The sequence below is a fragment of the Pseudoalteromonas sp. APC 3893 genome, assembly GCF_030408095.1.
Lineage (GTDB): Bacteria > Pseudomonadota > Gammaproteobacteria > Enterobacterales > Alteromonadaceae > Pseudoalteromonas.
In genome coordinates, this window is record NZ_JASDCD010000011.1 from 1 (window position 1) to 26,180 (window position 26,180).

Sequence of the window (26,180 nt, forward strand, 5' to 3'; positions counted from 1 at the left end):
TGACCGCTGACCGCTGACCGCTGACCGCTGACCGCTGACCGCTGACCGCTGACCGCTGACCGCTGACCGCTGACCGCTGACCGCTGACCGCTGACCGCTTAGGATTGAGGCTGTCCATATATTTGTTCTGCGCGGTTAAACATGATCCAGGACGTTAAGATATATTTATCATTTGAAACAGGCTTATTGCCGCGATGGGTGTGGGTGAAGTAACCAGGGGCTACAACCATTGTGCCTTTTTTGGGAGATATTTTACGTTGTTGGTAGTAAAACTCAGTCTCGCCACCTTCTTCAACATCATTTAAGTAAAACATAAAGAGTAGCACGCGGTGCAGGGCTTCGTTATGGCCAGCTTGTGGGTAAACTTCGCTATGCCAATAAGGGTAGCCACCTTTATTGGTTTGATATTTCTGCGCTTGAATATTCCCCAGCCTAAAGATTTGCTGCACTAATAAAGGGAGTTGTGGCTTACCTATTTCATCAAAGTTAGCTTGTGTTAGGTCCGTTGGCACCCCCGTTTTTGGATGATACACTTTTAGCCCAAACGCGCCTATCATCATAAAAATATGCTCTTCCAGATATTTAAATATATAACCAGCGGTGGTTTGTTGGATATGTTTTAGTTGCTCAGTGTATTCTGGGTGGTTATTTAAATAAAGATCATGGCTGTCTTTTTTAGCCAAATCAACGCCGCCCGATGTCATACCTTGTTTTAGATGCGGGCTATGTTCAAAGAGCGTGATAAAGTTATCGCAAAATTCATTGCTTAGGGCGTTATCGTAAACGCGGATAAAGTCCGTCATGAGCTGCCTTTATTGGAATTATTATGTTTATAGAAAAAATTACACCGCGCTTTAGCGAAACCGATGTACTAGGACACATTAACAATACCGTACTCCCTGTGTGGTTTGAAGCGGCCAGAGCACCTATTTTTAGATTTTTTACCCCTGACTTAAATCCACATGAGTGGAAGTTGATCATCGCCAAAGTAGAAGTAAACTTTGTGGGTGAGCTTTTTTATGGTCATGATGTTGAAGTGAAAACTGTGGTAGAACATATTGGTTCTAGCTCTTTTGTTATCCGCCAAGAGGCTTATCAGCAAGATAATCTTTGTGCACTAGGTAAAACAGTATTAGTACGTTATGACTTTAAAGCGAAAACAAAGAAGGCGTTATCTAGTGAGGAAAAATCAGCACTGAATGAGCACCTAGTTACTGATCAAAAGTAGCAACTATAAGTTTTTATTTTGGCATTTGAAAAAACAACGTCATAAAAATAGTTTAGAGCCCACATTGGTGGGCTAGAATGGGTTAAGAAGCGTGAGCGTTCATTAACTCTTGATGTAGCCAATCTTTCAATTCAGCACGTTCGACTTTCATTTGGTGCATTGATTGGTCATCAATCGGTGCATCTTGAAGTTCTAATACACGCACTTCCTTATCAATGGCATCATATTGCTTAGCTTTTATTGCAAACTCGGAACTTTCTTTACTTAATGCAGTGATGGTATTTAGATATTCAGGAAACTCTTTAGTTAATGAATGGTCTTCGCCTAACATAGGTTGCTCCTTTAGGTTGAATACAGGTAATGTAGAGAGTATTAACCCTACATAATAGAGCTTGGGTTATTTAATAATAAATCAACAGTGAGCAACTTTTTTCTCTTATCATAGAGCTTAATGTCGGTACCAATATTACATTGCTCAAAATCATTTTCAGAGCTCAGTATGATATCTGTTTGTGTTTAAGCCATTGGTTTATCGTCGGCACCTGCTCGTTTTATAAAGTAAGTATCAACAACCTCCACCAATTGAGTGCTGTTTTGGCAGCGATGGATGGGATAAGGTTTTAAAGGTGGGTTTTAATCTGGTTTTTTGGTTTTTAATGGAGCTTGATTTGATATTTCACCGATTGTTGGTTGTGTTGAGGTGGTTTGGGTATAAAATGCGACCCCATTATTCTGATTAAGCTTTTGGGTTCTGTATTTCATGCTGCTAATGATCGACAACTATGACTCGTTTACCTACAACTTGGTGCAATATTTTCAGCGCCTAGATCAAGAGGTGTTAGTAAAGCGCAACGATGAGTTAACCATTGCACAAATTAAGCAGCTTAACCCTCAGCATATTGTTTTATCGCCAGGGCCTTGTTCGCCTAATGAGGCGGGAGTGTCATTGCAAGTGGTTGAGCAATTAAAAGGAATATACCCTATTTTAGGGATATGCTTAGGACATCAAACTATCGCCCAAGCACTTGGAGGTAATGTAATACATGCCAAACAGGTTATGCATGGAAAAACATCGCCGATTTATCATAATAATAAAGGTGTGTTTAAAGGTTTGGCGAATCCGCTAACGGTTTGTCGTTATCATTCATTGGTTGCGCAGCGACAAAGTTTGCCCAGCGAGCTAGAAGTTACTGCTTGGACGCAAACAGTTGACGGTGAGTTTGACGAAATTATGGGGCTATTACATAAAACCTTAGCATTAGAAGGGGTACAGTTTCACCCCGAAGCAATTTTAACCGAACAAGGGCTTGAATTACTTGCCAACTTTTTAACTCGGTTCTAGGCTTAGAACTTACTCTTTAAATAACACTTATAAAAGATACTAATTAATGACAGACAAACGGCGCCAACAAGTTACTGCTAAAGCACTCGCTCAACGCGCACATGATCTGTTGCTGGGGCATAGCTTTGCTCAGCGCCAAATAGGCTATATTCACACCCTAGAAATCGATTATGGTGAGCCAATAAAACAACGCACCTTACTTGAAGTTGAAGTGGCAGCACACACTAAACGTCAAAAATCCAGTACAGCCCATCATAAGTATCGTGCGCAAGCGAGTGAACAACTTCATCAAGTGATAGAGCATGCAATGCAAAAGCAGCTAGCTGATATTGATACTGTTATTCATGACACAATTGGCATCGAAGATAATATACCTGCAATTTTAGATATTCTGTCAGTTAAATCTGCATCCGTAGGTCGTTTAGAGCCATTAGTTAACGACTTGAGTTGGCTAGGCCGTGAGCTTGTGACCTTTGTGAATCTGCCTTATTACCGAACTCAGCGTAATAAACATACTTCTGTTAAAGTCGATAATCCGTCTTTAGCGCTGCGTTATATCGGTCTTGATAACTTAAAATTTGTAGTGCCAACCTTTGCGGTACGCCATTGGATGCCTCATAGCACTGAGCCATTCCCGCTATTAAAACGTCGCTTGCGCGATAACTCAATGGCTTGTGCTATTGCTGCACAAGAGTTAGCTAAATTAAATGGTGTAAACGAAATTCATGCATTTACCCTAGGTATGCTATTGGATGTAGGTAAGATTGCTTTGGTACGACTTTACTTACGTACCTTTGAGTTGGTATGGCAACGCAAAGTAAGTTTAGCGCGGGATGAACAGCAAAAAGATTTACACACGGCTTTATTAGAGCTCAAGCCTGATCCCCTTTTTTTAAGCACTTTGTTAAGTGAGCACTCTTTAAAGGTAACGCAAAAGGTGATTGATAAAATGGCCTTTCGTTATTTACCTTTTAAGTTTGCCATGCAGCAACTCACAACGCCGTTAGGCAAAGGCGATACATTATTACCTTTAACAGAGGTGATACAAAAGGCTCGCTGTTATTCTCAGCACCTCACCCTGGTTGAGCATCAAATGGTAGAAAGTGATGAAACAGCACGATGGTTTGAGTTTTTCAATTTCACTAAATCGGAACTAAACCAGCTAGAAAAAACCAATTTCCAGCACTTCCATATAAAAATTGACTAATTTCATAAATTTTTTGTTAATTTTTTTTGCGACTATTCATTCATTAGTCAGTTTAAAACTCTGCTTTAGTTTATGAGCTAAAGGTGTGCTCAGTGAGTAACTAGGCAGAGTTATGCAAGAAAGTCTTGGTTATAAAACAGTGTAAATAGTTATTCACTATCTATGAAATAATATCTCAAAGCCTTGAGTAACAAGGCCTGCATGAAAGTTTTCTAAGAGACAACAGCACAAAACTCTGAAATAATGACCTTCTGAAAATTGAACCAGAGAGTATTTTTTGGCAATTTAAGCTATGCTCATTTACGCCAAAAGGAATGGTGCACCAGTCCATCATTCAATTATTCACACTCTCTGTGATATCACAATTAAGAGGATACAAAATGACAGTTAATCGCGAATTATTTGATCAAGTAATGGTACCAAACTACGCACCTTCAAGCGTTATTCCAGTTCGTGGCGAAGGCTCACGTGTATGGGATCAGCAAGACCGCGAATACATCGATTTTGCTGGTGGTATAGCTGTTAACTGTCTAGGCCATTGTCATCCTGCATTAGTTAATGCATTAAAAGAGCAAGGCGAGAAGATTTGGCATTTATCAAATGTAATGACCAATGAACCTGCGCTTCGCCTAGCTAAAAAGCTAGTTGATGCTACATTTGCTGAAAAAGTTTATTTTGCCAACTCAGGTGCAGAAGCAAATGAAGCAGCGCTTAAATTAGCGCGCCGTTTAGCGCTTGAAGAATTTGGTGCAGAAAAGTCACAAATTATTGCATTTAATAAAGGTTTCCACGGCCGTACATTCTTTACTGTAACAGTAGGTGGTCAAGCTGCTTACTCTGACGGTTTTGGCCCTAAGCCAGGTGACATCGTACATTGTGATTACAACGATTTAGCTGCTTTTGAAAAGCTAATTTCAGACAAAACATGTGCTGTAATGATGGAGCCTCTACAAGGTGAGGGCGGTATTGTTTCGCCAACTGACGAATTTGCTAAAGGCGTTCGTGAGCTGTGTACTAAACATAACGCACTACTTATTTTTGATGAAGTACAAACAGGTGTAGGCCGTACAGGTGAACTATACGCTTATCAAGGTTTAGGTGTTACTCCTGATATTTTAACGTCTGCTAAAGCATTAGGCGGTGGTTTTCCAATTGGCGCAATGCTAACGACGACTGAAATTGCTAAGCACTTAAAAGTAGGTACTCATGGTTCTACTTATGGTGGTAACCCATTGGCTTGTGCCGTAGGTGAAGCTGCATTTGATACAGTTAACATGCCAGAGGTACTTGCTGGCGTTAAAGCAAAAGAAGCATTATTCCGTGAATTACTAACGGCTGTTAATGATAAATATAAAGTATTTTCAGAAATCCGTGGTCAAGGTTTATTAATCGGCGCTGTTGTAACTGAGCAATACAAAGGACGTGCAAAAGAGTTTTTAGTTGCAGGTATTAACGAAGGTGTTATGTCGTTAGTAGCTGGCGCTGATGTTGTGCGTTTTACACCGTCTTTAGTTATTCCTGAAGCTGATATTCGTGAAGGTATGGCACGCTTTGAAAAAGCCGTTGCTACAGTCGTGAACGGTTAATCAACCCGTCTCATCTGATCAAGGGCAAGTAGCAAGCTTGCCCTAGTATTCTAATTTTACCGTTATTTATAAGGGAGCAAGCGGACTCATGATGATCCTTCGCCCAATCCAGCAATGTGATTACCCAGCTTTATTGAAGATTGCCCACGAATCGGGGCATGGCTTTACGTCTTTACCTAATAACGAAGCGTTATTACAAAAGAAAATAGACCATTCAGTAAGCTCATTCGCAAAAAGTGCATCTCACCCGGGTGATGAAAGCTACTTGTTTGTTCTTGAAGATAGCGAAACTGGTGAAGTGGTGGGTACTTCTGCCATCGAAGCTGCCGTAGGCCTTGATGACGCGTTTTACCATTATCACCTTAGCAAAGCGATTCATTCATCTCGTACTTTAGATGTTTACAAAGCGGTTGATATACTAACCCTGTGTAATGATTACACCGGTGCAACCGAGCTATGTACACTATTTTTAAGAGACGGCTATCGTAAAAACAATAACGGCAAGCTACTGTCAAAAGCACGTTTTATGTTTATTAAACAACATCAAGAACGTTTTGCTGAGACCGTTATCGCAGAAATGCGCGGTGTATCAAATGAAAATGGTGACAGCCCGTTCTGGCAATGGCTTGAAGAGCATTTTTTCTCGATGGACTTTCCAACCGCAGATTACTTAACAGGTATTGGGCAGAAAGTGTTTATCGCGGAGCTGATGCCTAAGTACCCAATTTATGTCAACTTATTAAGTAAAGATGCGCAAGCAGTAATTGGTAAAGTACATGACAATACACGCCCTGCAATAGAGCTATTAAAGAGTGAAGGTTTCACCTTTAACGGCTACGTTGATATTTTTGATGCAGGCCCTACTGTTGAAGCTAAAGTAGGCAATATTGCAACCATTCGTAATGCAAATAACTTTACTGTAAAAATTGGTGACAATAGTGGCGACACGCCAGTAATGCTAGCGAACGATAAATTAAATGACTTTAGAGCAACCGTCGCACAGTTAAACTTTGATGCGACAAGCGCAGAGCTTACATTGCCTCAAGCAATGGCCGACGCACTTCATTTACAAGCGGGCGATACCGTTACCGCAACAAGCTTATAATTTAGGAGAAAGTATATGACTCATCCTGCACAATTTATTAATGGTCAGTGGTCGCAAGGCCAAGGCGATACATTTAATTCAGTAAACCCTGCAAATAACGATGTTATTTGGCAAGCAAATTCAGCAACCAGCGAACAAGTTGATAGTGCGGTAAATTCAGCACGTAAAGCTTTCTATAGCTGGGCTGATAAATCATTCGATGAGCGTTTAGCCATTGTAAAAACATTTGCTGAAACCTTAAAAGAACACAGCGAAGAGCTTGCTGTAGCTATTGCGCAAGAAACGGGTAAACCATTATGGGAAACCCGCACTGAAGCCGGTGCAATGGTGGGTAAAATAGCGATTTCTGAAAAAGCATTTTTAGAGCGTACGGGTGATGTAGAAAACCCAATGCCACAAGGCCGCGCGATGATCCGCCATAAGCCACATGGTGTAGTTGCCGTGTTTGGGCCTTATAACTTCCCTGGCCACTTACCTAATGGTCATATTGTTCCTGCACTATTAGCAGGTAACACCGTGGTATTTAAACCATCTGAACTAACCCCTATGGTGGCTGAGCTAACCCTTAAGTTATGGGAAAAAGCAGGGCTACCAGCTGGCGTGATTAACCTTGTACAAGGCGAAGTTGAAACAGGTAAAGCGCTTGCAGCGCATAAAGAGATTGATGGCTTGTTCTTCACGGGCTCATCACGCACAGGACATATCTTGCATGAGCAGTTTGCAGGCCAGCCAGGTAAAATTCTCGCATTAGAAATGGGGGGTAATAACCCGCTTATCATTACTGATGTTGCAGATACAAAAGCCGCAATTCACGATATACTGCAATCTGCATTTATCTCAAGTGGTCAACGCTGTACGTGTGCACGTAAGTTATTTTTACCAGCGGGTGAGCAAGGCGATGCGATCTTAGCGGGTCTTATCACAGCGACTAAAGCTATTAAAGTGGGTAACTTTGATGATGCAGACCAGCCGTTCATGGGGGCGATGATTTCATCAGCTGCCGCAGCAGGTATGGTTAAAGCGCAGCAGCAGCTTGTTAAGCTAGGTGCAGAGGTACTTGTGGAGCTTACACACACTGAAAACACAGGCTTTGTTACGCCAGGTATTATCGAGTGTACAAATGTAGCAAACTTCCCAGATGAAGAGCATTTTGGCCCGTTATTAAAAGTGTTCCGCTTTACTGATTTTGATAGTGCTATCGATAAAGCAAACGACACCAGCTTTGGTTTATCAGCAGGCTTATTAAGTGATAACGCTGCGGATTATGACCACTTTTTACGTCGTATTCGTGCTGGTATTGTTAACTGGAACCGCCCAATCACAGGTGCATCAAGTGCTGCGCCATTTGGTGGTATTGGTGCATCCGGTAACCATCGTGCAAGTGCATACTATGCAGCAGACTATTGCGCATACCCAGTAGCTTCTGTTGAACTTGAAAAAGTAGCGATGCCAGCGACATTAAGCCCTGGTTTAAAAATTGATTAGCACCGAGTATTAAATTGGTACTAAATAACTAAAAAAGCAGCCTCGGCTGCTTTTTTTGTATTGCTTAATGCTCAAAGGTAGCAATTAAAAGCGCTTTCTGCTTAAATCATATAGTCGTGATAATTTTATTGTAGGTGTTTTAATTATGGTTTTAGATAGGCAAGGGTATGATGATCTCATCATGTATCTCACTCAAAATTTAGCGTTATTTGAGAAGCCCGGCGAAATAAAACCTGGTGCTCCTACAGTAATGGAATTAATTGAAGACGATATCGCAGAAAATGTAATGCTGTTATGCCAGCAACATACAGAGCTTTCAACTGAGCAGCGCGGCATGATAGTACGTGAAGTAGATGGTATTGTGTATGACTTACAAGAAGTACTTAGCAGTGTTACCAGTAAGCAAGTGACTATTGAGCAACATGCATTTATTGATGAGTTTGCCGGTTTAGTTAAAAATCTATTTGATTGTGCCGTAGCCGAAGGCGCGTAATTACGTTGAATATCGCTTTTAATTGCATCTGAGCGTGACTTGCATACAATAAATAAAACAATTTTTTAGAGTAGAAAAATGCAAGCGAATGTAAAATGGGTTGAAGGCGATACGTTTATTGGTCGTTCTAATTCGGGTCATAATGTAGTATTTGATGCTGGCAGTGATAGCGCAGCGCCAAGTCCTATGGAAATGGTATTAATGTCTGTTGGCTGTTGTTCATCTGTAGATGTGGTGAGCATTCTTAAAAAAGCTAAACAAAACTTCTCTGATGTTCAAGTACAGCTAAGCTCAGAACGTGCTGAATCAGCTCCTCGTGTATTCACCAAGATTAACTTACACTTTGTTGTAACAGGCAATAATGTGTCTGAAAAGCACCTTTCACGTGCGGTGCAACTGTCTGCCGAAAAGTATTGTTCAGTCGCATTAATGCTTGATAAAACAGTAGAAATCACCCACAGCCACGAAGTTGTACAAGAACAGGTAAAATAACGCTTTTTCCTGCGGTGAAATTCGTATAAAATCCGCGAACTTTTAATTCTGCAAGTGCAGATCTCACTCGTTTACAGGTTGGTTTAGTATGAACAAACCCTTCGATAAAATTAAGCTTCATGGCTTTAATAATTTAACCAAAAGCTTAAGCTTTAGTATTTACGATATTTGCTACGCAAAGACCGAACAACAGCGTAAAGAATATATTGAATATATCGACGAGCAGTACAGTGCTGATCGACTTACCGATATTCTAGGTGAAGTGGTTGATATAATAGGCGCAAATATCCTAAATGTATCTCGCCAAGACTACGATCCGCAAGGCGCTAGCGTAACGATCTTAATTGCAGAAGAACCTATTGAGCAACAGCAAACCTACGATGTTGATGAAGCGCCAGGGCCATTACCTGATGCAGTGGTTGCGCATTTAGATAAAAGCCACATTTGTGTGCATACATACCCTGAAGCGCATCCTGATGATGGTATTTGTACATTTCGTGCTGATATCGAAGTATCAACCTGTGGCATTATCTCGCCATTAAAAGCGTTGAACTTCTTAATTCATAGCCTTGAGTCAGACGTTGTAACAATCGACTACCGCGTACGTGGTTTTACCCGTGACGTAGATGGTGTGAAACACTATATCGATCATGCTATTAATTCGATTCAAAATTACATGACTGAAGATACCAAAGAAGCGTACCAAATGATGGACGTGAACGTGTATCAAGAAAACTTATTTCACACTAAGATGATGTTAAAAGAAACCGATTTAAATACTTATTTATTTGGTGTTTCTACAGATGACTTATCTGACGACGAAGAAGAAGAAATTCGTTCTAAGTTAACCCGTGAGATGCAAGAGATTTTCTACGGTCGTAATTTACCAGATACAGAATAAGCTAAGCTTGTTCTGAAAAAACGGCGTATAACGAAAGTTATGCGCCGTTTTTTGTAAGTTAGCGAGATTAAAGTTAGTAAGAGTAAAGTTAGTGAGAGTAAAGTTAGCGAGAGTAAAGTTAGCGAGATTAAAGTTAGCGAAAGTAAAGTTAGCGAAAGTAAAGTTAGCGAAAGTAAAGTTAGTTTGAATAAAGTGCTCTCAGTGTCGGTGGTAAACTTGCCAGTAGGCTTTAGCACCTAATAAAAAGCATATACCAACGTATAGCCAAACCGAGCTGGCTACTAATTGCCAAATATCAAGTTCAGTTGAGCGAATAAGTAATGGTACTGCAATTAAAGCACGGGCTACGCATATCAAAGCGATGGTTGATAAAGCCGCTGTGGTTAAAGGCATTTTTCGTATTGTGCCCGCAGCTGAGAACGCATAGACACTACAGGTAAGCATAAGCCCAGCAACTATAATCGTGGCAGCAGGCGCAAGGTAGGTGCCTTGTTGAGCTGACTCAATTAACACGTGCGGCGCCCTAGCAAAGGTGTACCAGCTTGGCCCACCCCAAATACAGAGTAAATGCCAAACGGCCACAGCAAAAGCGATGACCCCCGCGCTGGTTAATAGTTTCTTGGTGTTAGTTTTTTGCATGATCTAAGTCTACTTTTATCATTCTATGGTTTCATCATCAGGCGGATCGCCAGAATCTTCTTTGCGCTTACGTTGTTCTTGTTTGGCTTTTTGGACATTCTCAAATTGCGGGGGCGGAATAGGAAATAACGAAATCAGTGGGAAGAACGACAAAAATAAAAATGCTCCCCGAGACATGGTTTTACCCGAGGCCAGAACTTTAATCATGGCCCACACTATAATAAGTAACAGTAAGGTGACGACAAGCCAATGTAGTAATAATGTGCCAAGGCCAACCCTATCTAATAAGTCCATTTGTTTTCAATATGGTTACTAATATAAAGTTAATGAGGGTTAATTGAACAATATCAAGTTAAAGTCATTGCTGTGTAAAAATAAAAACACACGATAGCCAGATTGGTTACCAACCATTTGACTGCTCTTGTGAGCACTTATATGCTGGTAAAAAACCACAATTAAGGTTGAAGATGTCAGCTAGCTTACTCCAATATGTATTTAGCGCCGAGCAAGTACGCACACACGAACCTAGTGCAGCAGAGCAAAGCGCTGTGTCTATGTATAGGCTGATGGAGCGTGCGGGCAAGGCGGTGTTTGAGAGTGCGATTAAGGGCTATCCACACGCGCAAGATTATGTCGTTCTAGTTGGCGTAGGTAATAATGCTGGTGATGGTTATATTGTTGCAAGCCTCGCTAAACAGGCAGGGAAGCAAGTAACAGTGATTGCGGCTGCACCAGATAAACCATTAACGGGTGATGCGCTAACAGCGCAAAAAGCATGGTTGGCTATTGATGGCGAAATATCAACTTATGACCCGCTAACAATAAACAGTGCTGACATTATTATTGATGGTCTGCTGGGCACGGGTCTTAATAGTGAGGTGCGAGAGCCATTTATTAAGCTAATAAAAACGGCCAACGATAGCCCAGCGCCAATTATTGCGATTGATTTACCTTCGGGCATTGATGCCGATACGGGCGCTGTACAAGGTATAGCTATTAAAGCCGAGCTTTGCGTTACGTTTGTTGGCATAAAGCAAGGCTTAGTGACGGGCGAGGGTAGAGCATATGCGGGTAAATGTGAATTTGCAGACTTAGGCGTTGGTCAGGCGTTTATCCAATTGGCAGAGGCAAGCGCAGCGCTTATTAATTATGACACCACTCAAGGCTTAACTAAGCGACAAAACAACAGCCACAAAGGCAGCCATGGCAAGTTACTGTGTATTGGTGGAAATGCGGGCACTGCCGGTGCAATAAGGTTAACTAGCGAGGCTGCGCTTCGTACAGGTGCAGGTATGGTTAAGGTATATACTCACCGAGACTCTGTATTGGCTATCAGCATGGGTCGTCCTGAGTTGATGGTGACGACAACCGATCTTAACGCAGCATTAGAGTGGGCTACGTGCATAGCCATTGGCCCAGGGCTTGGTCAAGACTCATGGGCTAAATCCACCTTTGAAACGGTTATTGAGCACTGTGTTGCTTACAATAAAACAATAGTTGTCGACGCCGACGCATTAAACCTTATTGCTCAGCAATCAACGCCTATTTCATTAAAAAACACAATATTCACACCGCACCCAGGCGAAGCCGCACGGCTACTTGATTGCACTATTAGTGATATTGAGTCAGCGCGTTATCAAAGTGCACGCAAATTGGCAGAAACATATTCAGCGACCTGTGTACTCAAAGGAGCGGGTAGTATTATCGCTAATGACACTAAAGCGTGGGTATGCACAGATGGCAACCCTGCACTAGCGGTCGGCGGCAGCGGTGATGTTCTTACTGGCATTATTGCTGGCCTTATCGCACAAGGGTTAACGACTGAGCAAGCTGCGTGTTTTGGTGTGATCTTGCATGCAAAAGCTGGAGATATAGCCGCACAGCGTGACGGCGAACGAGGCATGCTGCCGAGCGATCTGTTCGCTATAGTTAGAGAGTTGGTAAACTAAAGCCGTCAGTTTCTGATAGTTAAAAACTGAAAGCTATAATACGCAAAACCCAGCCGAAGCGGGGTTTTTTATAAGCGAGGTGCTTAGGGGATGATGTCGGGTAGCAGCTACGCGTTACTGCGCCACCGCCTATTAGAACTGTACATGCGAATTTTCCCGCATACGGCCCAAGCCTTTATAAACCAGTACCTACTTACGGAGCGGCGATTAATCACTGAAAAGTTTTATAAATATACCTAAGAGACTAATTAATAGACCAAAAATAACTAACCTTCTATCAATCGTCCAAGTAACGAGCTCTTCACAAGGTTGTGAAATTGTCGCTAACTCTGAAAGCTTCGCGTGCCCATATTCTGTAATTGAAACATTAGTATAAAAGTTGCAAGTACTCGAGGGTGTATACGTCCCCTGAATGTAGCCTCTTTTATCCAGATCTCTTAGAATATCGAAATTGAACTCTAGGCTCTCAGAGGAAATTTGTTCGACTATCGGGCCTTTTGACTTAAGTCTATTTAAAACCTCAATGTAACTTGCTGGTAACATAAATTACTCCGTGGATAGGAAAAATAGCATAGGGACTATTCATCCGTTATAGATAACCTGATTCATATAACGTTATGGAATAAGCTTATAACCATTTTAACTCTATATCAACTGTGTAAAATATGTACTTGCCTATAACTGCTAGTGTGCAGCAACAGTAAGTTACTTGGCTCGTCTGAATCGCCTTTACCCTTTCTACAAGATGATGGATATTTTACCCTGTTTCCTTGGTCATTTTATGGCGCCACATTACGCAGCATCGCTTTTTAACTATCAATTGGAGGCGACTATCTATTTTGGCAGTTTGTTAATATGACTTTTCAGACATGTTTTGACCTTACCAAAATATGATTAGAAGTGTTTTGATGGATCCATGCGCTGATGAAGAATACGGGCTACATTAATACCACTTTCACTAATTTGATAAAAGACAATATGCTTCTCTACTGAAAGCTTTTAGCGCCAGTATAAATATCACCCCTTTCTCTGCCAAAATCAGGATACTGAGCTAATTTCAATAACGCGGCATCGATAGTTTGAGCATACTCCTTTGCTTGTGCGCTTCCCCAAGACTCAATAGTTGTTGAAATTATTTTAAATAAATCTTTTTCAGCTAAAGGAGATAATTTATAGCGAGACATCAGTTTTATTACTTGCTGACTTGTTAGCGACAGAAATAGAAGCTTGTTCAAATATATCCATCACGCTGTGATTTGACGAGTCACCAGCAGCTAGCTGCTCGAAGCCTTTCACCACCTCTTCTCGCAATATTTCAAGTTGCTGGTTTCTAGCAACATCTTTCTCAAATAATAGTCTCAAACCATCACGGATCACTTCACTTGCTGAGGTATATAAACCTTCTGATACCTTCTCAGAGATTCTTTTTTCAAACTCTTTACCTAAAGTAATATTCATAATTATCCCTCCAATAATTTATTAATCATATTATGCGCATGACATGCGCATAATTCAAGTTTGCAAAGTTATTAAAGAAAAATGTGAATACTGGTATTAGGCCTTTAGTTTATTGAAATATTAAAGAAGAAATCCATACCACCTTGTAGTGGTCAATGAAGTTGCTCACTCCAGAGCGTTAGGTAATAATCTTAGTCCTGTGCATTGCGTGTTAATGAATTAAAGCTTCGTGGCGACTTTTTTGGCAGATTTTATTACTTTCAACTCACTAACTTTACTCTCGAAGCTCGCAGACTAAACCCCAACACACAAAACCCAGTTTGCACTGGGTTTTTAATACTGCTAACTGCTAGCGGTGTAACTCGCCAACTCTTTCTGGTTGATAGGTTACTGCTTTTATTTTTACTTTTATCACTCCGCCACTAGGCTTAGGCCACTCAATTTTATCACCTTGTGACAAACCAAGTAGTGCACTTCCTACTGGCGCTAAAATTGATATCTTGTCGCCATTAGCATCAGCATTTTTTGGATACACTAAGGTCTTAGTGAATTCTTCTTGAGTCGATTCAACGATAAAGTTTACCGTCGAATTCATAGTTACCACAGTTGAAGGCATATCTTTTGGCTCGACTATAGTTGCGCGACCCAGTTCAGCTTCAAGTTCTTTTTCGCCAGCGAAACTACCTGCTGGTAATGATTCCATTAATTCATACAATCTATCTGCATCGAGTGACGAGATAATTAGTTCAGGTTTTTTATTCATTTCAATATCCCTAACAAGGTTGTATAAATAAAATTAACTCTGAGTATGGTTTACTACTAAGCTCAAGTACTGCAACAAGCTGGAGTTATTTTATTTGTGAATATTATCTTTGCCCATAATGCTAAAAACCCAGCCGAAGCTGGGTTTTTAATTGAGCTAGGAGGGGGGTGATTTTACATCATGCCGCCCATGCCACCCATTCCGCCCATGCCACCCATATCAGGGGCACCAGCTGGCTCATCTTTTGGGATTTCAGCAACCATGGCTTCAGTGGTGATCATAAGACCCGCAATCGAACCTGCAAATTGTAGTGCAGAGCGCGTTACTTTCGTTGGATCTAGGATACCCATTTCAAGCATGTCGTTGTATTCGCCAGATGCTGCATTGTAACCGTAATTACCTTCGCCGCCTTTAACTGCGTTAATTACTACAGACGCTTCGTCACCTGCGTTAGTCACGATTTGACGAAGAGGTGCTTCCATAGCACGTAGTGCTACTTTGATACCGTGGCTTTGGTCTTCATTGTCGCCTACTAGTGCAGCTAGTTTACTCGCAGCACGAACTAGTGCAACACCACCACCCGGTACTACGCCTTCTTCAACCGCTGCGCGAGTTGCATGAAGTGCATCTTCAACGCGGTCTTTTTTCTCTTTCATTTCGATTTCAGTGGCTGCGCCAACTTTGATTACTGCAACACCGCCGGCAAGTTTTGCCATACGCTCTTGTAGTTTCTCTTTGTCGTAGTCAGACGTTGCTTCTTCGATTTGTGCTTTGATTTGTGAAACACGACCGTTGATGCCATCTTCTTCGCCAGCACCGTCGATGATCGTTGTATCATCTTTAGTGATTACTACGCGTTTAGCTGTACCTAAGTCTTCGATTGTTGCTTTTTCAAGCTCAAGGCCGATTTCTTCAGAGATAACAGTACCGCCAGTTAACACTGCGATATCTTGTAGCATTGCTTTACGACGGTCGCCAAAACCAGGTGCTTTCACAGCTGATACTTTAACGATACCGCGCATGTTGTTTACTACTAGTGTTGCTAGTGCTTCACCTTCAAGGTCTTCAGCAATGATAAGTAGTGGCTTGCTTGCTTTAGCAACGGCTTCTAATGTAGGTAGTAACTCACGGATGTTAGATACTTTTTTATCTACAAGTAGAATGAATGGGTTATCTAGCTCAACCGCGCCTTTTTCAGCGTTGTTGATGAAATACGGAGATAGGTAACCACGGTCAAACTGCATGCCTTCTACAACATCAAGTTCGTTTTCAAGTGATTGACCTTCTTCAACAGTGATAACACCAGTGTTACGGCCTACTTTTTCCATCGCTTCTGCGATGATGTCGCCAATCTCTTTATCAGAGTTAGCTGAAATAGTACCAACTTGAGCAATCGCTTTAGTATCAGCACAAGGAACTGAAAGTTCTTTAAGCTCAGCAACAGCGGCGATAATTGCTTTATCAATACCGCGCTTAAGATCCATTGGGTTCATGCCAGCAGCAACTGCTTTTAGGCCTTCATTTACAATAGATTGTGCTAAAACAGTGGCTGTAGTTGTACCGTCACCGGCTGCATCATTTGCTTTAGATGCAACTTCTTTCACCATTTGTGCGCCCATGTTTTCAAACTTGTCTTCAAGTTCGATCTCTTTTGCCACTGATACACCATCTTTAGTGATCACTGGAGCACCAAATGATTTGTCTAATACTACGTTACGACCTTTAGGGCCTAAAGTTACACGAACTGCGTTTGCTAAGATGTTTACGCCAGCTAGCATTTTAGCGCGTGCTTCACTTGCAAAAAGTACTTCTTTTGCTGCCATGATTTTTTCCTCTAAATTCTTAAATGTTTGTTAAACGAAAAGTAGGTTTAGCCTACAATGCCTAAAATGTTGTCTTCACGCATGATCAGGTATTCTTCACCTTCGATCTTTTCAGCTTTTTCAACATATGAGCCGAATAACACAGTGTCACCGACTTTAACTTCTAATGCTCTCACATCACCGTTATCTAGAGTACGGCCATTACCAACAGCGACAACTTCTCCGCGCGTTGATTTCTCAGCAGCAGAGCCAGTTAATACAATACCGCCAGCAGACTTGGTTTCTTCTTCTAGACGCTTAACGATCACGCGATCATGTAAAGGACGAATGTTCATTTGTTTAGTTCTCCTAACAGTTTCTGAACAGGACAGAAAAAAGTTTTGTGTGTACCAAGGCAATTAAATAGTTTGATTTAATTGCCGTGGATTAGTTGTACTCAGTAATGGGGGTAATGCGGAAAAATCCAAGAGAAAAAAATAAAAATTTTAATCTTTTCTCTCGTATTCACCATCAATCGTAGTTGGCTCGCTCATTTTACGCGGTTCAGGCTCTTGCTGAGTCTGTTGTGTAAATGGTGATGGACCTTGTTGCATACCTGCACTCATACGAACAGTTGCTTGGCTCGCAAGACCTGCGGCTAACTTATTGCGAATCGCTGGAGTGAGTAGTAAAAAGCCAAATACATCAGTCATAATGCCTGGGGTTAGTAATAAGATACCGGCGATAATGACACATAACCCGGTAAATAATTCTTTGGCTGGCATTTGCCCTTGAGCCATCTGGCTTTGCACATTTTGTAGTGCGCCCATACCTTGCTGTCTAACCAGTTTTGCACCAAAAATAGCGGTTAAAATAACCAGTGCAATTGTTGCAAAGCCACCAATAACATCGGCTACTTGAATTAGCAGCGCGATTTCAATGATCGGCACGAGAATAAATAACAAAAATAAAAATCTAAACATAAAGCTCTCTAAATAGTGCTCACGTAACATCGTGATGAAATATAAATATGGGCTATCAGGTCTTTTTTCAATAGTAGTGCAGTCATGCATATGGCTACACTTTAGTTTAGCTATCAGCTACTATGAGTTGGGCAGAACAAACAACTAAAGGTTCAATATGATGACGACTCATTTTCGACTTGTTTTTACCACTTGCGCAAATGCAAGTGAAGCGCGTGCAATGGCTGAACAATTGGTCAGCCAAAAACTGGCTGCATGTGTCAGTATTCTTCCTAATGTAGAGTCGGTTTATATGTGGGAAGGTGAAGTAACGCAGGCCACAGAATGCAAGCTGCTTATTAAAACTAAGTCTGAAAAAATGAACCTAGTTATCCAAACTATTAAGCAATTACATAGTTATGAGGTTCCAGAAATTCAAGTAGTGGATGTATCAACGGGCAATTTAGCCTATTTTAATTGGATGGATGAGGTACTTAATTAATGCGGTTTCTTCTTTTATTGCTATCTGCGCTTTGGCTTTTTCCTGCACAAGCAAATAACAGTTTATTGAATGATTTATTACAGCCAGCAGAGCAAACTTTTTTACCGGTTGATCAAGCCTTTAGTTTTGATTTTGATCAGCAAGGCGGTACTTTATTTATTGGCTGGGATATCGCCCCTGGTTATTATCTTTATAAAAAAAAGCTCGAGATCATTGCTAAAGATGCTGATATCAAAGTCCCAGAGTTAGGTGAAGGGGTAGTGATTGAAGATGAATTCTTTGGTAAAACGGAAGTCTTCTTCGATTCATTTAGCGTGGTAAGTAAATTAAGTAATGTAGCGCAACAAGGAGTCGTTAAAGTTCGTTACCAAGGCTGCGCCGAAGCAGGATTGTGTTATCCGCCAGAAATAATTACCATTCCATTAAGTGTGATTGCAGGCCAAACTCCTGAGCAAAACACCACCACAGATACTGCTAGTGCATTTGCTGCACTCAATAGTGAGGTTATAAAGTCCGCTAACACGGCTCCTAAGCAAAGTGAGCCAGCAGAAACAGAACAAAATTTTACCGAAAAATTGGCATCACAAGGTTTATTGGCTAATTTAGTTATTTTCTTTTTAGTAGGAATAGGCCTTGCCTTTACACCGTGTGTATTTCCTATGTTTCCTATTCTATCGAGTTTAATTGCCGGTCAAAAAAACCTATCAACCAAAAAAGCTTTTGCTTTATCGTTTGTTTATATTCAAGGTATGGCAGTCACCTATGCGGCACTGGGTTTAGTGCTTGCATCGTTAGGTGGGCAAGTGCAGGGCTACTTACAGCACCCATATGTTTTGATCAGCTTTAGTTTATTATTCGTGTTGTTAGCCATGTCGATGTTTGGTTGGTACGAAATAAAACTACCTAGTGGCATGATGAATAAGCTCACTCAAGTGAGTAATAATCAAAAAGGCGGCAATTATATTGGTGTATTTTTGATGGGGGTGTTGTCGGGTTTAATTGCTTCCCCTTGCACCACGGCACCATTATCTGCTGCTTTATTATTTGTTGCGCAAAGCGGCGATTACTTAGTTGGAGGCTTAACTCTTTATGTTTTAAGTCTTGGTATGGGCATACCATTATTACTATTAGGTACTTCTGGCGGAAAGTTACTGCCAAAAGCGGGTGGTTGGATGGAACAAGTTAAAACCTTATTTGGTTTTATTATGCTAGTCGTGCCGCTAATACTGCTAGAGCGTATTGTAGATTTTGACATCATACTATTAATGGCGGGTTTGTTAGCATTAGCAACGGCGCTTTATTTACACCATTGGCAAAGTGGCCAAAGCCAAGGCAAGTTAAAAACGGCACTGTGGTTTGCTGCAACCTTATTGGTACTTACAGGTGCAAGTTTAACTAAAAACTATATTTGGCCAGTGACGAATACAGTTGGGGTGAGTGCTGAGCAGTCGCAAACCCATAAGTTTAAACTAGTAGCTAATTTAGCCGAGCTTAAGCAAGCGATAAATAAAGCAAACGATGAAGGCCGCATGGTAATGGTTGATTTGTATGCCGAGTGGTGTGTTGCCTGTAAAGAGTTTGAAAAATACACCTTTCCAGAGCCAAGCGTACAAAATGAATTTGCCCATTTTGAGTTACTTAAAATAGATCTTACCGAAAGTGATGAAACCACCATTGAAGTTATGGAGGAATACACTGTATTTGGTTTACCAAGTATTCTGTTTTTTAACACTCAAGGTGAAGAATTAGCAGCTCAGCGTGTTACTGGCTTTTTAAATGCTGATGACTTTGCGCAGCACTTAGCTGAAGTTCGCCAATAAGCGACTAAGAAAGTTAGCCACAATTTGATTTAGATATGAATCTAATTGTGGCTAAATCACTTTTTATAATAAGCTATTTTTAGCTCCCGCCTTTATCCTCGCAACTTTGCGCCTCATCATAGTCATTAGACCAGTATTTTGCTGCTATTTACATCGAACTAGCTATAATAGGTGGTTAACGTGAGAAATACTTGCTATTTTAGATTTTATCCCCTACGTTGTGGTGGGATTTCTAATCAAAACGGCTTAACTCATTATTTATAGGATTATCGCGTATTATGGCTGCAAAATTTAAGCTTTTAGTTATAAATGGCCCCAACTTGAATATGCTTGGTAAGCGAGAACCAGAGAAATATGGTTCGCAAACCCTGGCTGAGATTATGAGCGAACTAACCAGTGCAGCCCATGGTCTAGATGTTGAGTTAACGCATTTTCAAAGTAATAGTGAGCAAGCTTTAATTGAGCACATACACAGTGCATGGCAGGCTATTGATTACATCATTATTAACCCAGCTGCATTTACGCATACAAGCGTGGCTTTACGTGATGCATTACTGAGTGTTGATATCCCGTTTTATGAAGTGCATTTAACCAATGTGCATGCACGGGAAGCGTTTCGCCATCATTCGTATTTTTCTGATGTGGCGCAAGGCGTGATATGTGGATTAGGTGCAATGGGTTACCGTGCAGCGTTAGAAGCTGCTGTTAACCGGTTGCAAAACTCAAATTAATTTTAAACACACAAACTAGAAGGCGGGTCGTTCATGGATATTCGCAAGATCAAAAAACTAATTGAACTAGTAGAAGAATCAGGTATTGCTGAATTAGAAATCACTGAAGGTGAAGAGTCAGTACGTATTAACCGTAATAACATGAGCGCTGGCCCTGCTTACGCTCCACAATATGCTCCTCAGTACGCACCAGCTCCAGCAGCGGCGCCAGCACCTGCGGCTCCAGTTGCAGCCGCTGAAGCAGCAGCGCCAGCAGCACCAACAGGTCATCAAGTATTATCGCCAATGGTAGGGTCTTTCTATGCAGCGGCTTCTCCTGAAGCGCCGGCATACGTAGAAGTAGGCACGCAAGTTAAAGTAGGCGACACACTTTGTATCATCGAAGCGATGAAGATGATGAACCAAATTGAAGCAGATAAAGCTGGTACAGTGAAAGCTATTTTAGTTGAAAATGGTGAGCCAGTAGAATTTGATCAACCTTTATTCATCATTGAATAATAGCGCAACCTTAGAGGCCAACTCTCATGTTAGATAAAGTAGTCATTGCAAATCGGGGTGAAATTGCACTTCGTATATTGCGCGCCTGCAAAGAGCTTGGGATCAAAACGGTTGCTGTGCATTCAACGGCGGATCGCGATCTTAAGCACGTATTATTAGCAGATGAAACCATCTGTATCGGTAGACCTTCAGCCACTGAAAGTTACTTAGATATTCCGCGTATTATTGCGGCTGCTGAAGTAACAGACGCAGTTGCGATTCACCCTGGTTACGGCTTCCTTGCTGAAAATGCAGATTTTGCTGACCAAGTTGAGCAAAGCGGTTTTGTATTTATTGGTCCTAAGGGCGATACCATTCGCTTAATGGGCGATAAAGTATCTGCAATCAGCGCTATGCGTAAAGCGGGTGTACCGTGTGTTCCAGGTTCTGACGGTCCAGTATCAGATGACAAAGAACGCAATATGCAAATCGCTAAGCGTATCGGTTACCCGGTAATCATCAAAGCGGCCGGTGGCGGCGGTGGTCGTGGTATGCGTGTTGTACGTAATGAATCAGAGCTTATCGATTCAATCGCACTTACTCAGCAAGAAGCAAAACAGTTCTTCGGTAATAGCATGGTTTACATGGAAAAATTCCTTGAAAACCCACGTCATATCGAAATCCAAGTACTTGCAGATGGCCAAGGTAATGCGGTTCACTTAGGTGAGCGTGACTGTTCAATGCAGCGTCGTCATCAAAAAGTAGTTGAAGAAGCGCCAGCGCCAGGTATCACTGCTGAAGTACGTAAGTTCATTGGTGAACGTTGTACGCGTGCATGTATCGAAATTGGTTATCGCGGTGCAGGTACGTTTGAGTTCTTATATGAAAACGGCGAGTTCTATTTCATCGAGATGAATACCCGTATTCAGGTTGAGCACCCTGTAACTGAAATGGTCAGTGGCGTTGATTTAATTAAAGAGCAGTTAAAAATTGCTGCTGGTCAACCGCTGTCATTCACGCAAGATGATGTAGTAATTCGTGGTCACGCTATTGAATGTCGTATCAATGCAGAAGATCCTGAAACGTTTATTCCTTCACCGGGTAAAATTACCCGTTTCCACCCAGCTGGTGGTTTAGGTATTCGTTGGGATAGCCATATTTATGCTGATTATAGTGTGCCACCACATTATGACTCAATGATTGGCAAACTCATTACTTATGGTGAAAATCGTGATGTTGCGATTGCTCGTGCACGTAATGCATTAAATGAGTTAGTAATTGACGGCATTAAAACCAATACACCACTGCATAAGAAAATCTTGGCAGATGAGAACTTCCAAAATGGTGGGACTAATATCCACTATCTTGAGAAGAAATTAGGTTTATAAGCACTGATAAAGCTAATAATTTAAAAAACCGGCAACTTTGCCGGTTTTTTTAGCTCTAACGAACAGTGGCTCTGTATTCGCGATACAAAAATAATCTGGTATGATTAATACAGTAATGATTTATTTGTTTTTCATGAGGTAATAATGGCCCAGAGTGTTGGTTTTCAACTCGCTGATGAAGCAGCAACGGTCGCAATGGGTAATAAGCTTGCAACTTTAACTGAGCAAGGCGCGGTAATATATTTGCACGGTGATTTAGGTGCCGGAAAAACCACATTAACACGGGGTATAGTACAAGGGTTTGGTCATCAAGGTAAGGTTAAGAGCCCGACCTATACATTAGTCGAACCTTACGAATTAGCAGCAGCCAATGTCTATCATTTTGATTTATATCGGCTAGGTGACCCTGAAGAGCTAGAATATATGGGTATCCGCGATTACTTTTCAGATGATGCTATTTGTGTTGTTGAGTGGCCAGAGAAAGGCGGAGAGTTTATACCTGTTCCTGACTTAGACATTACTATGCGCTATGTTGGTGAGGCCCGTGAAATCGAAATTTGCAGCGTGAGTCAACGTGGCAAGGCAGTTGTAGAGCAGTTAACTCGAGATTAAAAATAATAATTAAAGGTGTAATGGATCAGATGAGTCGAGTAGTTATTAAGTGGGTGTGTGCTTGTTTGTTATTTGCAATAAGCCAAAGCGTTGTTGCACAAAACACGATTAACAGTGTGCGTGTGTGGCCGTCGCCTGATAGCACTCGTGTTGTTTTTGATTTAGCTGACAAACCAGACTTTAGCTACTTTATGCTGAAGAATCCATTACGTCTCGTGGTTGATTTAGAAAATACTAATAAGATTAAAGACCTGCCTAGCATTCCTAAAAAACATCAAATTGTCAGTAAACTGCGCTACTCCAAAGCTAAAAATAGTAAAGGCGTACGGTTTGTATTTGAGTTAACCGGGGCTGTTAAACCTGTATTATTTGCTTTAGCCCCAACTGGGCCATATAAAAACCGTTTAGTGGTCGACCTTTACGACAAAGAACAAGCAAAGCCTGTGGCGCAAAGCAGTAATGCTGCGGTAAAAAAACGTGAACTAAGTAAGCAGCGCGACATTGTGATTGCGATTGATGCCGGCCATGGTGGTGAAGATCCTGGCTCCATTGGGCCATCAGGTACTTATGAAAAAACCATAACCTTACAAATTGCAAAACGTTTAGAACGCATGATAGACGCTGAGCGCGGTATGATTTCGCGAATGATCCGCCGTAGTGATTACTTTGTAAATCTCAATACGCGTACCAGCCGAGCCCGTGAGAAAAAAGCAGACTTTTTTGTTTCTATCCATGCGGATGCCTTTACCAGCCCTGGCCCTAATGGGGCATCAGTGTGGGTGCTCTCGTTACGCCGTGCCAATTCTGAAATTGGTAAATGGATCGAAGATAAAGAAAAGCACTCAGAGTTACTTGGTGGTGCCGCTGGTGTGATAAAAGACACAGCCAGCGAGAAATACCTAGCTCAAGCACTGCTTGATATGTCGATGGATCACTCCATGAAGACCGGTTTTAACGTGGCCGAAGAAATGGTGCAAGAGCTTAAAAAAGTGGCCAAGTTACATAAGAAAGAGCCGCAAGCAGCCAGCCTAGCAGTGTTGAAATCTCCGGATATTCCATCAATCTTAGTTGAAACGGGGTTTATTTCTAACCCACAGGAAGAGCGACTCCTTAAAAGTGCTAATCACCAAGAGAAGCTAGCAAAAGCAATATTTACCTCGATTAAGAGTTATTATTTAAAAAATCCACCGGATGACTCGTTATTTGCATCATTAAAATCACAATACCCTACAAAGCATAAAGTGAGACCCGGTGAGTCATTAAGTTTATTAGCTAGCCGTTATGGGGTGTCTGTAACGCAGTTAAAGCGCGTTAATAAACTCAAATCTAATACTTTATTTATTGGCCAAGAGCTAGATATCCCGCAAAGTTAACATCGTTAGGATGAGTATGAATATTGAAATATTACCCGCGCGATTAGCTAACCAAATTGCTGCGGGTGAAGTGGTTGAACGCCCTGCGTCTGTTGTAAAAGAGTTGGTAGAGAACAGTTTAGATGCGGGGGCTAATCGTATTCAAATAGATATTGAACGCGGTGGTCATAAGCTTATTCGTATTCGTGACAATGGTTCAGGTATTAATAAAGATGAGCTAACACTGGCACTGTCACGCCATGCGACTAGCAAATTAAAATCCCTCGATGACTTAGAGAATATATGTTCACTGGGCTTTCGTGGTGAAGCGTTAGCGTCAATTAGCTCGGTATCGCGGTTAACCCTTAGCTCTAAAACAAAAGAGCAAGAGGCTGCGTGGCAAGCGTTTGCTGAGGGTCGAGATATGGCGGTACAAGTCAAACCTACCGCTCACCCTGATGGCACCACCATTGAAGTGAAAGACTTATTTTTTAATACGCCAGCGCGGCGTAAGTTTTTACGTACCGAAAAAACCGAGTTTAATCACATCGATGAGCTCATTAAGCGGATTGCTTTAAGTCGCTTTGATGTGTCGATTACGCTAACTCACAATGATAAAGTGGTACGCCAATATCGCGCTAAAACCGATCCCGCACAAGCAATTACCCGTGTTGCGCAAGTTGCTGGCAAAGCATTTGCTGAGCAAGGTTTGTATATAGAATCCGGTGATACCGGTTTGCAGTTACATGGCTGGGTATTACCTGTGGGTTCAAGCAATACCACACAATACACCTATGTTAATAATAGGATGATGCGCGATAAACTGATTTTACATGCCATTCGCCAAGCGTTTGAAGAAGTGGCAGGGCAGGAAGAGTTACCTGGTTTTGTGATTTATATTGATATTGATCCGCGCCAAGTGGATGTAAATGTACACCCGGCAAAACATGAAGTACGCTTTCATCAAGGGCGTTTAGTACATGACTTTATTTTACAAGCGATAAAGCAAGTGGTTGTGCCTTTGCAAGATGATTTTGTTGCGCCACACGTATCACAACCAGCTCAGTCAATTGAGCGCTTTGCAAGTGCGCCGCCAGTTGAGCAGGCAGATGTATTTGATTACCCAAAAACACCTTTGCAACCGAGCCAATCTGGCGGTAGCTATTCTAGTGGTGCATCGCGTGCAGGTGGCTCTGCTGCGAGTGGCTTCTCTGGGCAAAGAGAAAGTAAAACCTCGCATCATGATGTGAATGCATTTTACCAAGGCGTGAGTGAACAACATGCCGCACATTTTGATAGTGTTGCTGTCTCACCAGTACAGCACACGCCAGTGTCAGCGCCTGAGTACAGCACTAATACGACCTCACTAATAGTGCAAGAAGATGGTAGCTGTGTTTTCACACAGCAGCAGCAACTTTATTGCTCTCATTTTAAGTATGCTTTAGCTGATTATTGGCAACAGCAAATTACTGAACAAGCAAGCCTTGAAGGCAAGGCTTTATTACTTCCTGTGCGAGTCAATATTAGTAAAGAGGATCAGCAAAGATTAACTGAGCAGCAATCGTGGTTTACTTTACTGGGTTTTGAGCTAAATATAGAAAAGCAATTTGTCATGGTGAAAAAGTTGCCGCATAGCCTGTATTTATTAGATGTAAGCCAGGCCATTGATATCCTACTAGAGGCAAGTAAACAGCAGTTCGATAACATAGAAGAATGGCTTAATTGGCAGCAGTGCAATGTACCCGAGCGCTATTTTGCCAGCCAAGCATTTGCAGGCGAGTTACAACAAATGAAAAATAATCCGCAAACAATTCAACGTTTGCGTGCAAAAGCAGTTAAAATAGACTTACATCACTATTTGTCACAGTTAGATTAGGGTTAACGCG

The 26,180-nt window shown here is 41.6% G+C and carries 29 protein-coding genes; 18 read left to right on the forward strand and 11 right to left on the reverse strand.

Going from position 1 to position 26,180, the window contains the following annotated elements; genetic code table 11:
• Nucleotides 1-98 precede the first annotated feature (98 nt).
• Entirely contained in the window at nucleotides 99-803 is a 705-nt protein-coding gene (locus QMA12_RS13045; RefSeq protein ID WP_290209376.1) for a 2OG-Fe(II) oxygenase, read from the reverse strand.
• A 23-nt stretch (nucleotides 804-826) separates the two neighbouring features.
• On the opposite strand from QMA12_RS13045, the gene QMA12_RS13050 reads away from it, so the two are divergent.
• Nucleotides 827-1,228 (forward strand): thioesterase family protein, encoded by a 402-nt coding sequence (locus tag QMA12_RS13050; protein WP_087532740.1) that lies wholly within the window; start codon nucleotides 827-829, stop codon nucleotides 1,226-1,228.
• A gap of 82 nt (nucleotides 1,229-1,310) precedes the next feature.
• Here QMA12_RS13050 and QMA12_RS13055 read toward each other — a convergent pair whose 3' ends face one another.
• The gene (locus tag QMA12_RS13055; RefSeq protein ID WP_087532739.1) at nucleotides 1,311-1,559 is read right to left on the reverse strand and encodes a YdcH family protein; all 249 of its coding nucleotides are present in this window, start codon (nucleotides 1,557-1,559) and stop codon (nucleotides 1,311-1,313) included.
• 429 nt (nucleotides 1,560-1,988) lie between these two features.
• Between QMA12_RS13055 and QMA12_RS13060 the strand changes: the two genes are divergently transcribed.
• The 8 genes from QMA12_RS13060 to speD all read left to right on the forward strand — a co-directional run bounded on the left by QMA12_RS13060 (nucleotide 1,989) and on the right by speD (nucleotide 9,839).
• The gene (locus tag QMA12_RS13060) at nucleotides 1,989-2,570 is read left to right on the forward strand and encodes an aminodeoxychorismate/anthranilate synthase component II (protein WP_290209377.1); all 582 of its coding nucleotides are present in this window, start codon (nucleotides 1,989-1,991) and stop codon (nucleotides 2,568-2,570) included.
• A gap of 46 nt (nucleotides 2,571-2,616) precedes the next feature.
• Nucleotides 2,617-3,777, forward strand: a complete 1,161-nt coding sequence (locus QMA12_RS13065) for an HDOD domain-containing protein (protein WP_290209378.1) — start codon at nucleotides 2,617-2,619, stop codon at nucleotides 3,775-3,777.
• A gap of 380 nt (nucleotides 3,778-4,157) precedes the next feature.
• Nucleotides 4,158-5,363: an aspartate aminotransferase family protein gene (locus QMA12_RS13070; protein WP_290209379.1), complete on the forward strand. Its 1,206-nt coding sequence runs from the start codon at nucleotides 4,158-4,160 to the stop codon at nucleotides 5,361-5,363.
• 88 nt (nucleotides 5,364-5,451) lie between these two features.
• Nucleotides 5,452-6,468, forward strand: a complete 1,017-nt coding sequence (gene astA, locus QMA12_RS13075; RefSeq protein ID WP_290209381.1) for an arginine N-succinyltransferase — start codon at nucleotides 5,452-5,454, stop codon at nucleotides 6,466-6,468.
• 15 nt (nucleotides 6,469-6,483) lie between these two features.
• Entirely contained in the window at nucleotides 6,484-7,953 is a 1,470-nt protein-coding gene (gene astD / locus QMA12_RS13080) for a succinylglutamate-semialdehyde dehydrogenase (protein ID WP_087532734.1), read from the forward strand.
• Between the two features lie 145 nt (nucleotides 7,954-8,098).
• Nucleotides 8,099-8,446: a DUF3802 family protein gene (locus QMA12_RS13085; protein WP_087532733.1), complete on the forward strand. Its 348-nt coding sequence runs from the start codon at nucleotides 8,099-8,101 to the stop codon at nucleotides 8,444-8,446.
• Nucleotides 8,447-8,524: 78 nt separating this feature from the next.
• Nucleotides 8,525-8,938 (forward strand): OsmC family protein, encoded by a 414-nt coding sequence (locus tag QMA12_RS13090; protein WP_087532732.1) that lies wholly within the window; start codon nucleotides 8,525-8,527, stop codon nucleotides 8,936-8,938.
• Nucleotides 8,939-9,026: 88 nt separating this feature from the next.
• Nucleotides 9,027-9,839, forward strand: coding sequence for an adenosylmethionine decarboxylase (gene speD, locus QMA12_RS13095; RefSeq protein ID WP_087532731.1), 813 nt, complete (start codon nucleotides 9,027-9,029; stop codon nucleotides 9,837-9,839).
• Here the strand turns inward: speD and QMA12_RS22220 are convergent.
• Genes QMA12_RS22220 through QMA12_RS13105 form a run of 3 tightly spaced genes read right to left on the reverse strand, consistent with a single transcriptional unit; the run spans nucleotide 9,822 to nucleotide 10,772 of the window.
• Entirely contained in the window at nucleotides 9,822-10,028 is a 207-nt protein-coding gene (locus QMA12_RS22220; RefSeq protein ID WP_356948023.1) for a pentapeptide repeat-containing protein, read from the reverse strand. The two genes, speD and QMA12_RS22220, sit on opposite strands and share 18 nt — an antisense overlap.
• Before the next feature lie 9 nt (nucleotides 10,029-10,037).
• Nucleotides 10,038-10,478 (reverse strand): hypothetical protein, encoded by a 441-nt coding sequence (locus tag QMA12_RS13100; RefSeq protein ID WP_087532730.1) that lies wholly within the window; start codon nucleotides 10,476-10,478, stop codon nucleotides 10,038-10,040.
• Between the two features lie 18 nt (nucleotides 10,479-10,496).
• On the reverse strand, nucleotides 10,497-10,772 hold the full coding sequence (locus QMA12_RS13105; RefSeq protein WP_290209383.1) for a hypothetical protein: 276 nt from the start codon (nucleotides 10,770-10,772) through the stop codon (nucleotides 10,497-10,499).
• 173 nt (nucleotides 10,773-10,945) lie between these two features.
• Here QMA12_RS13105 and QMA12_RS13110 point away from each other — a divergent pair, with 173 nt between their 5' ends.
• Entirely contained in the window at nucleotides 10,946-12,427 is a 1,482-nt protein-coding gene (locus QMA12_RS13110) for an NAD(P)H-hydrate dehydratase (RefSeq protein ID WP_290209384.1), read from the forward strand.
• A gap of 986 nt (nucleotides 12,428-13,413) precedes the next feature.
• On the opposite strand, the gene QMA12_RS13115 is transcribed toward QMA12_RS13110, so the two are convergent.
• From QMA12_RS13115 to QMA12_RS13140, 6 genes are all read right to left on the reverse strand, one after another.
• Nucleotides 13,414-13,611 carry a type II toxin-antitoxin system RelE/ParE family toxin gene (locus tag QMA12_RS13115; protein WP_290209385.1) on the reverse strand — a complete coding sequence of 66 codons (198 nt, stop codon included), beginning with the start codon at nucleotides 13,609-13,611 and terminating at the stop codon, nucleotides 13,414-13,416.
• Nucleotides 13,598-13,885 carry a type II toxin-antitoxin system ParD family antitoxin gene (locus QMA12_RS13120; RefSeq protein WP_290209386.1) on the reverse strand — a complete coding sequence of 96 codons (288 nt, stop codon included), beginning with the start codon at nucleotides 13,883-13,885 and terminating at the stop codon, nucleotides 13,598-13,600. Before QMA12_RS13120 ends, QMA12_RS13115 begins: the two co-directional genes overlap by 14 nt.
• Nucleotides 13,886-14,234: 349 nt before the next feature.
• On the reverse strand, nucleotides 14,235-14,648 hold the full coding sequence (gene rnk / locus QMA12_RS13125; protein ID WP_290209387.1) for a nucleoside diphosphate kinase regulator: 414 nt from the start codon (nucleotides 14,646-14,648) through the stop codon (nucleotides 14,235-14,237).
• 173 nt (nucleotides 14,649-14,821) lie between these two features.
• Nucleotides 14,822-16,471 (reverse strand): chaperonin GroEL, encoded by a 1,650-nt coding sequence (groL, locus tag QMA12_RS13130; protein ID WP_290209388.1) that lies wholly within the window; start codon nucleotides 16,469-16,471, stop codon nucleotides 14,822-14,824.
• Between the two features lie 47 nt (nucleotides 16,472-16,518).
• A complete protein-coding gene (locus tag QMA12_RS13135) occupies nucleotides 16,519-16,806 on the reverse strand; it encodes a co-chaperone GroES (RefSeq protein WP_087532715.1) in 288 nt (95 codons plus the stop codon).
• A 150-nt stretch (nucleotides 16,807-16,956) separates the two neighbouring features.
• Nucleotides 16,957-17,433 (reverse strand): FxsA family protein, encoded by a 477-nt coding sequence (locus tag QMA12_RS13140; RefSeq protein ID WP_087532794.1) that lies wholly within the window; start codon nucleotides 17,431-17,433, stop codon nucleotides 16,957-16,959.
• Between the two features lie 160 nt (nucleotides 17,434-17,593).
• On the opposite strand from QMA12_RS13140, the gene cutA reads away from it, so the two are divergent.
• The 8 genes from cutA (at nucleotide 17,594) to mutL (ending at nucleotide 26,170) form a co-directional block, all read left to right on the forward strand.
• On the forward strand, nucleotides 17,594-17,914 hold the full coding sequence (cutA, locus tag QMA12_RS13145) for a divalent-cation tolerance protein CutA (protein ID WP_087532714.1): 321 nt from the start codon (nucleotides 17,594-17,596) through the stop codon (nucleotides 17,912-17,914).
• Nucleotides 17,914-19,734 (forward strand): protein-disulfide reductase DsbD, encoded by a 1,821-nt coding sequence (locus tag QMA12_RS13150; RefSeq protein WP_290209389.1) that lies wholly within the window; start codon nucleotides 17,914-17,916, stop codon nucleotides 19,732-19,734. Before cutA ends, QMA12_RS13150 begins: the two co-directional genes overlap by 1 nt.
• Before the next feature lie 278 nt (nucleotides 19,735-20,012).
• Nucleotides 20,013-20,465 (forward strand): type II 3-dehydroquinate dehydratase, encoded by a 453-nt coding sequence (gene aroQ, locus QMA12_RS13155; RefSeq protein WP_087532712.1) that lies wholly within the window; start codon nucleotides 20,013-20,015, stop codon nucleotides 20,463-20,465.
• Between the two features lie 33 nt (nucleotides 20,466-20,498).
• Nucleotides 20,499-20,963: an acetyl-CoA carboxylase biotin carboxyl carrier protein gene (accB, locus tag QMA12_RS13160; protein WP_087532711.1), complete on the forward strand. Its 465-nt coding sequence runs from the start codon at nucleotides 20,499-20,501 to the stop codon at nucleotides 20,961-20,963.
• 26 nt (nucleotides 20,964-20,989) lie between these two features.
• Complete coding sequence (accC, locus tag QMA12_RS13165; RefSeq protein WP_087532710.1) at nucleotides 20,990-22,330, forward strand: acetyl-CoA carboxylase biotin carboxylase subunit; 1,341 nt, start codon at nucleotides 20,990-20,992, stop codon at nucleotides 22,328-22,330.
• A 144-nt stretch (nucleotides 22,331-22,474) separates the two neighbouring features.
• On the forward strand, nucleotides 22,475-22,942 hold the full coding sequence (gene tsaE, locus QMA12_RS13170; protein WP_087532709.1) for a tRNA (adenosine(37)-N6)-threonylcarbamoyltransferase complex ATPase subunit type 1 TsaE: 468 nt from the start codon (nucleotides 22,475-22,477) through the stop codon (nucleotides 22,940-22,942).
• 29 nt (nucleotides 22,943-22,971) lie between these two features.
• Nucleotides 22,972-24,315, forward strand: coding sequence for an N-acetylmuramoyl-L-alanine amidase (locus QMA12_RS13175; protein WP_087532708.1), 1,344 nt, complete (start codon nucleotides 22,972-22,974; stop codon nucleotides 24,313-24,315).
• Nucleotides 24,316-24,331: 16 nt separating this feature from the next.
• Nucleotides 24,332-26,170 (forward strand): DNA mismatch repair endonuclease MutL, encoded by a 1,839-nt coding sequence (gene mutL / locus QMA12_RS13180; protein WP_290209390.1) that lies wholly within the window; start codon nucleotides 24,332-24,334, stop codon nucleotides 26,168-26,170.
• Nucleotides 26,171-26,180: the final 10 nt, after the last annotated feature.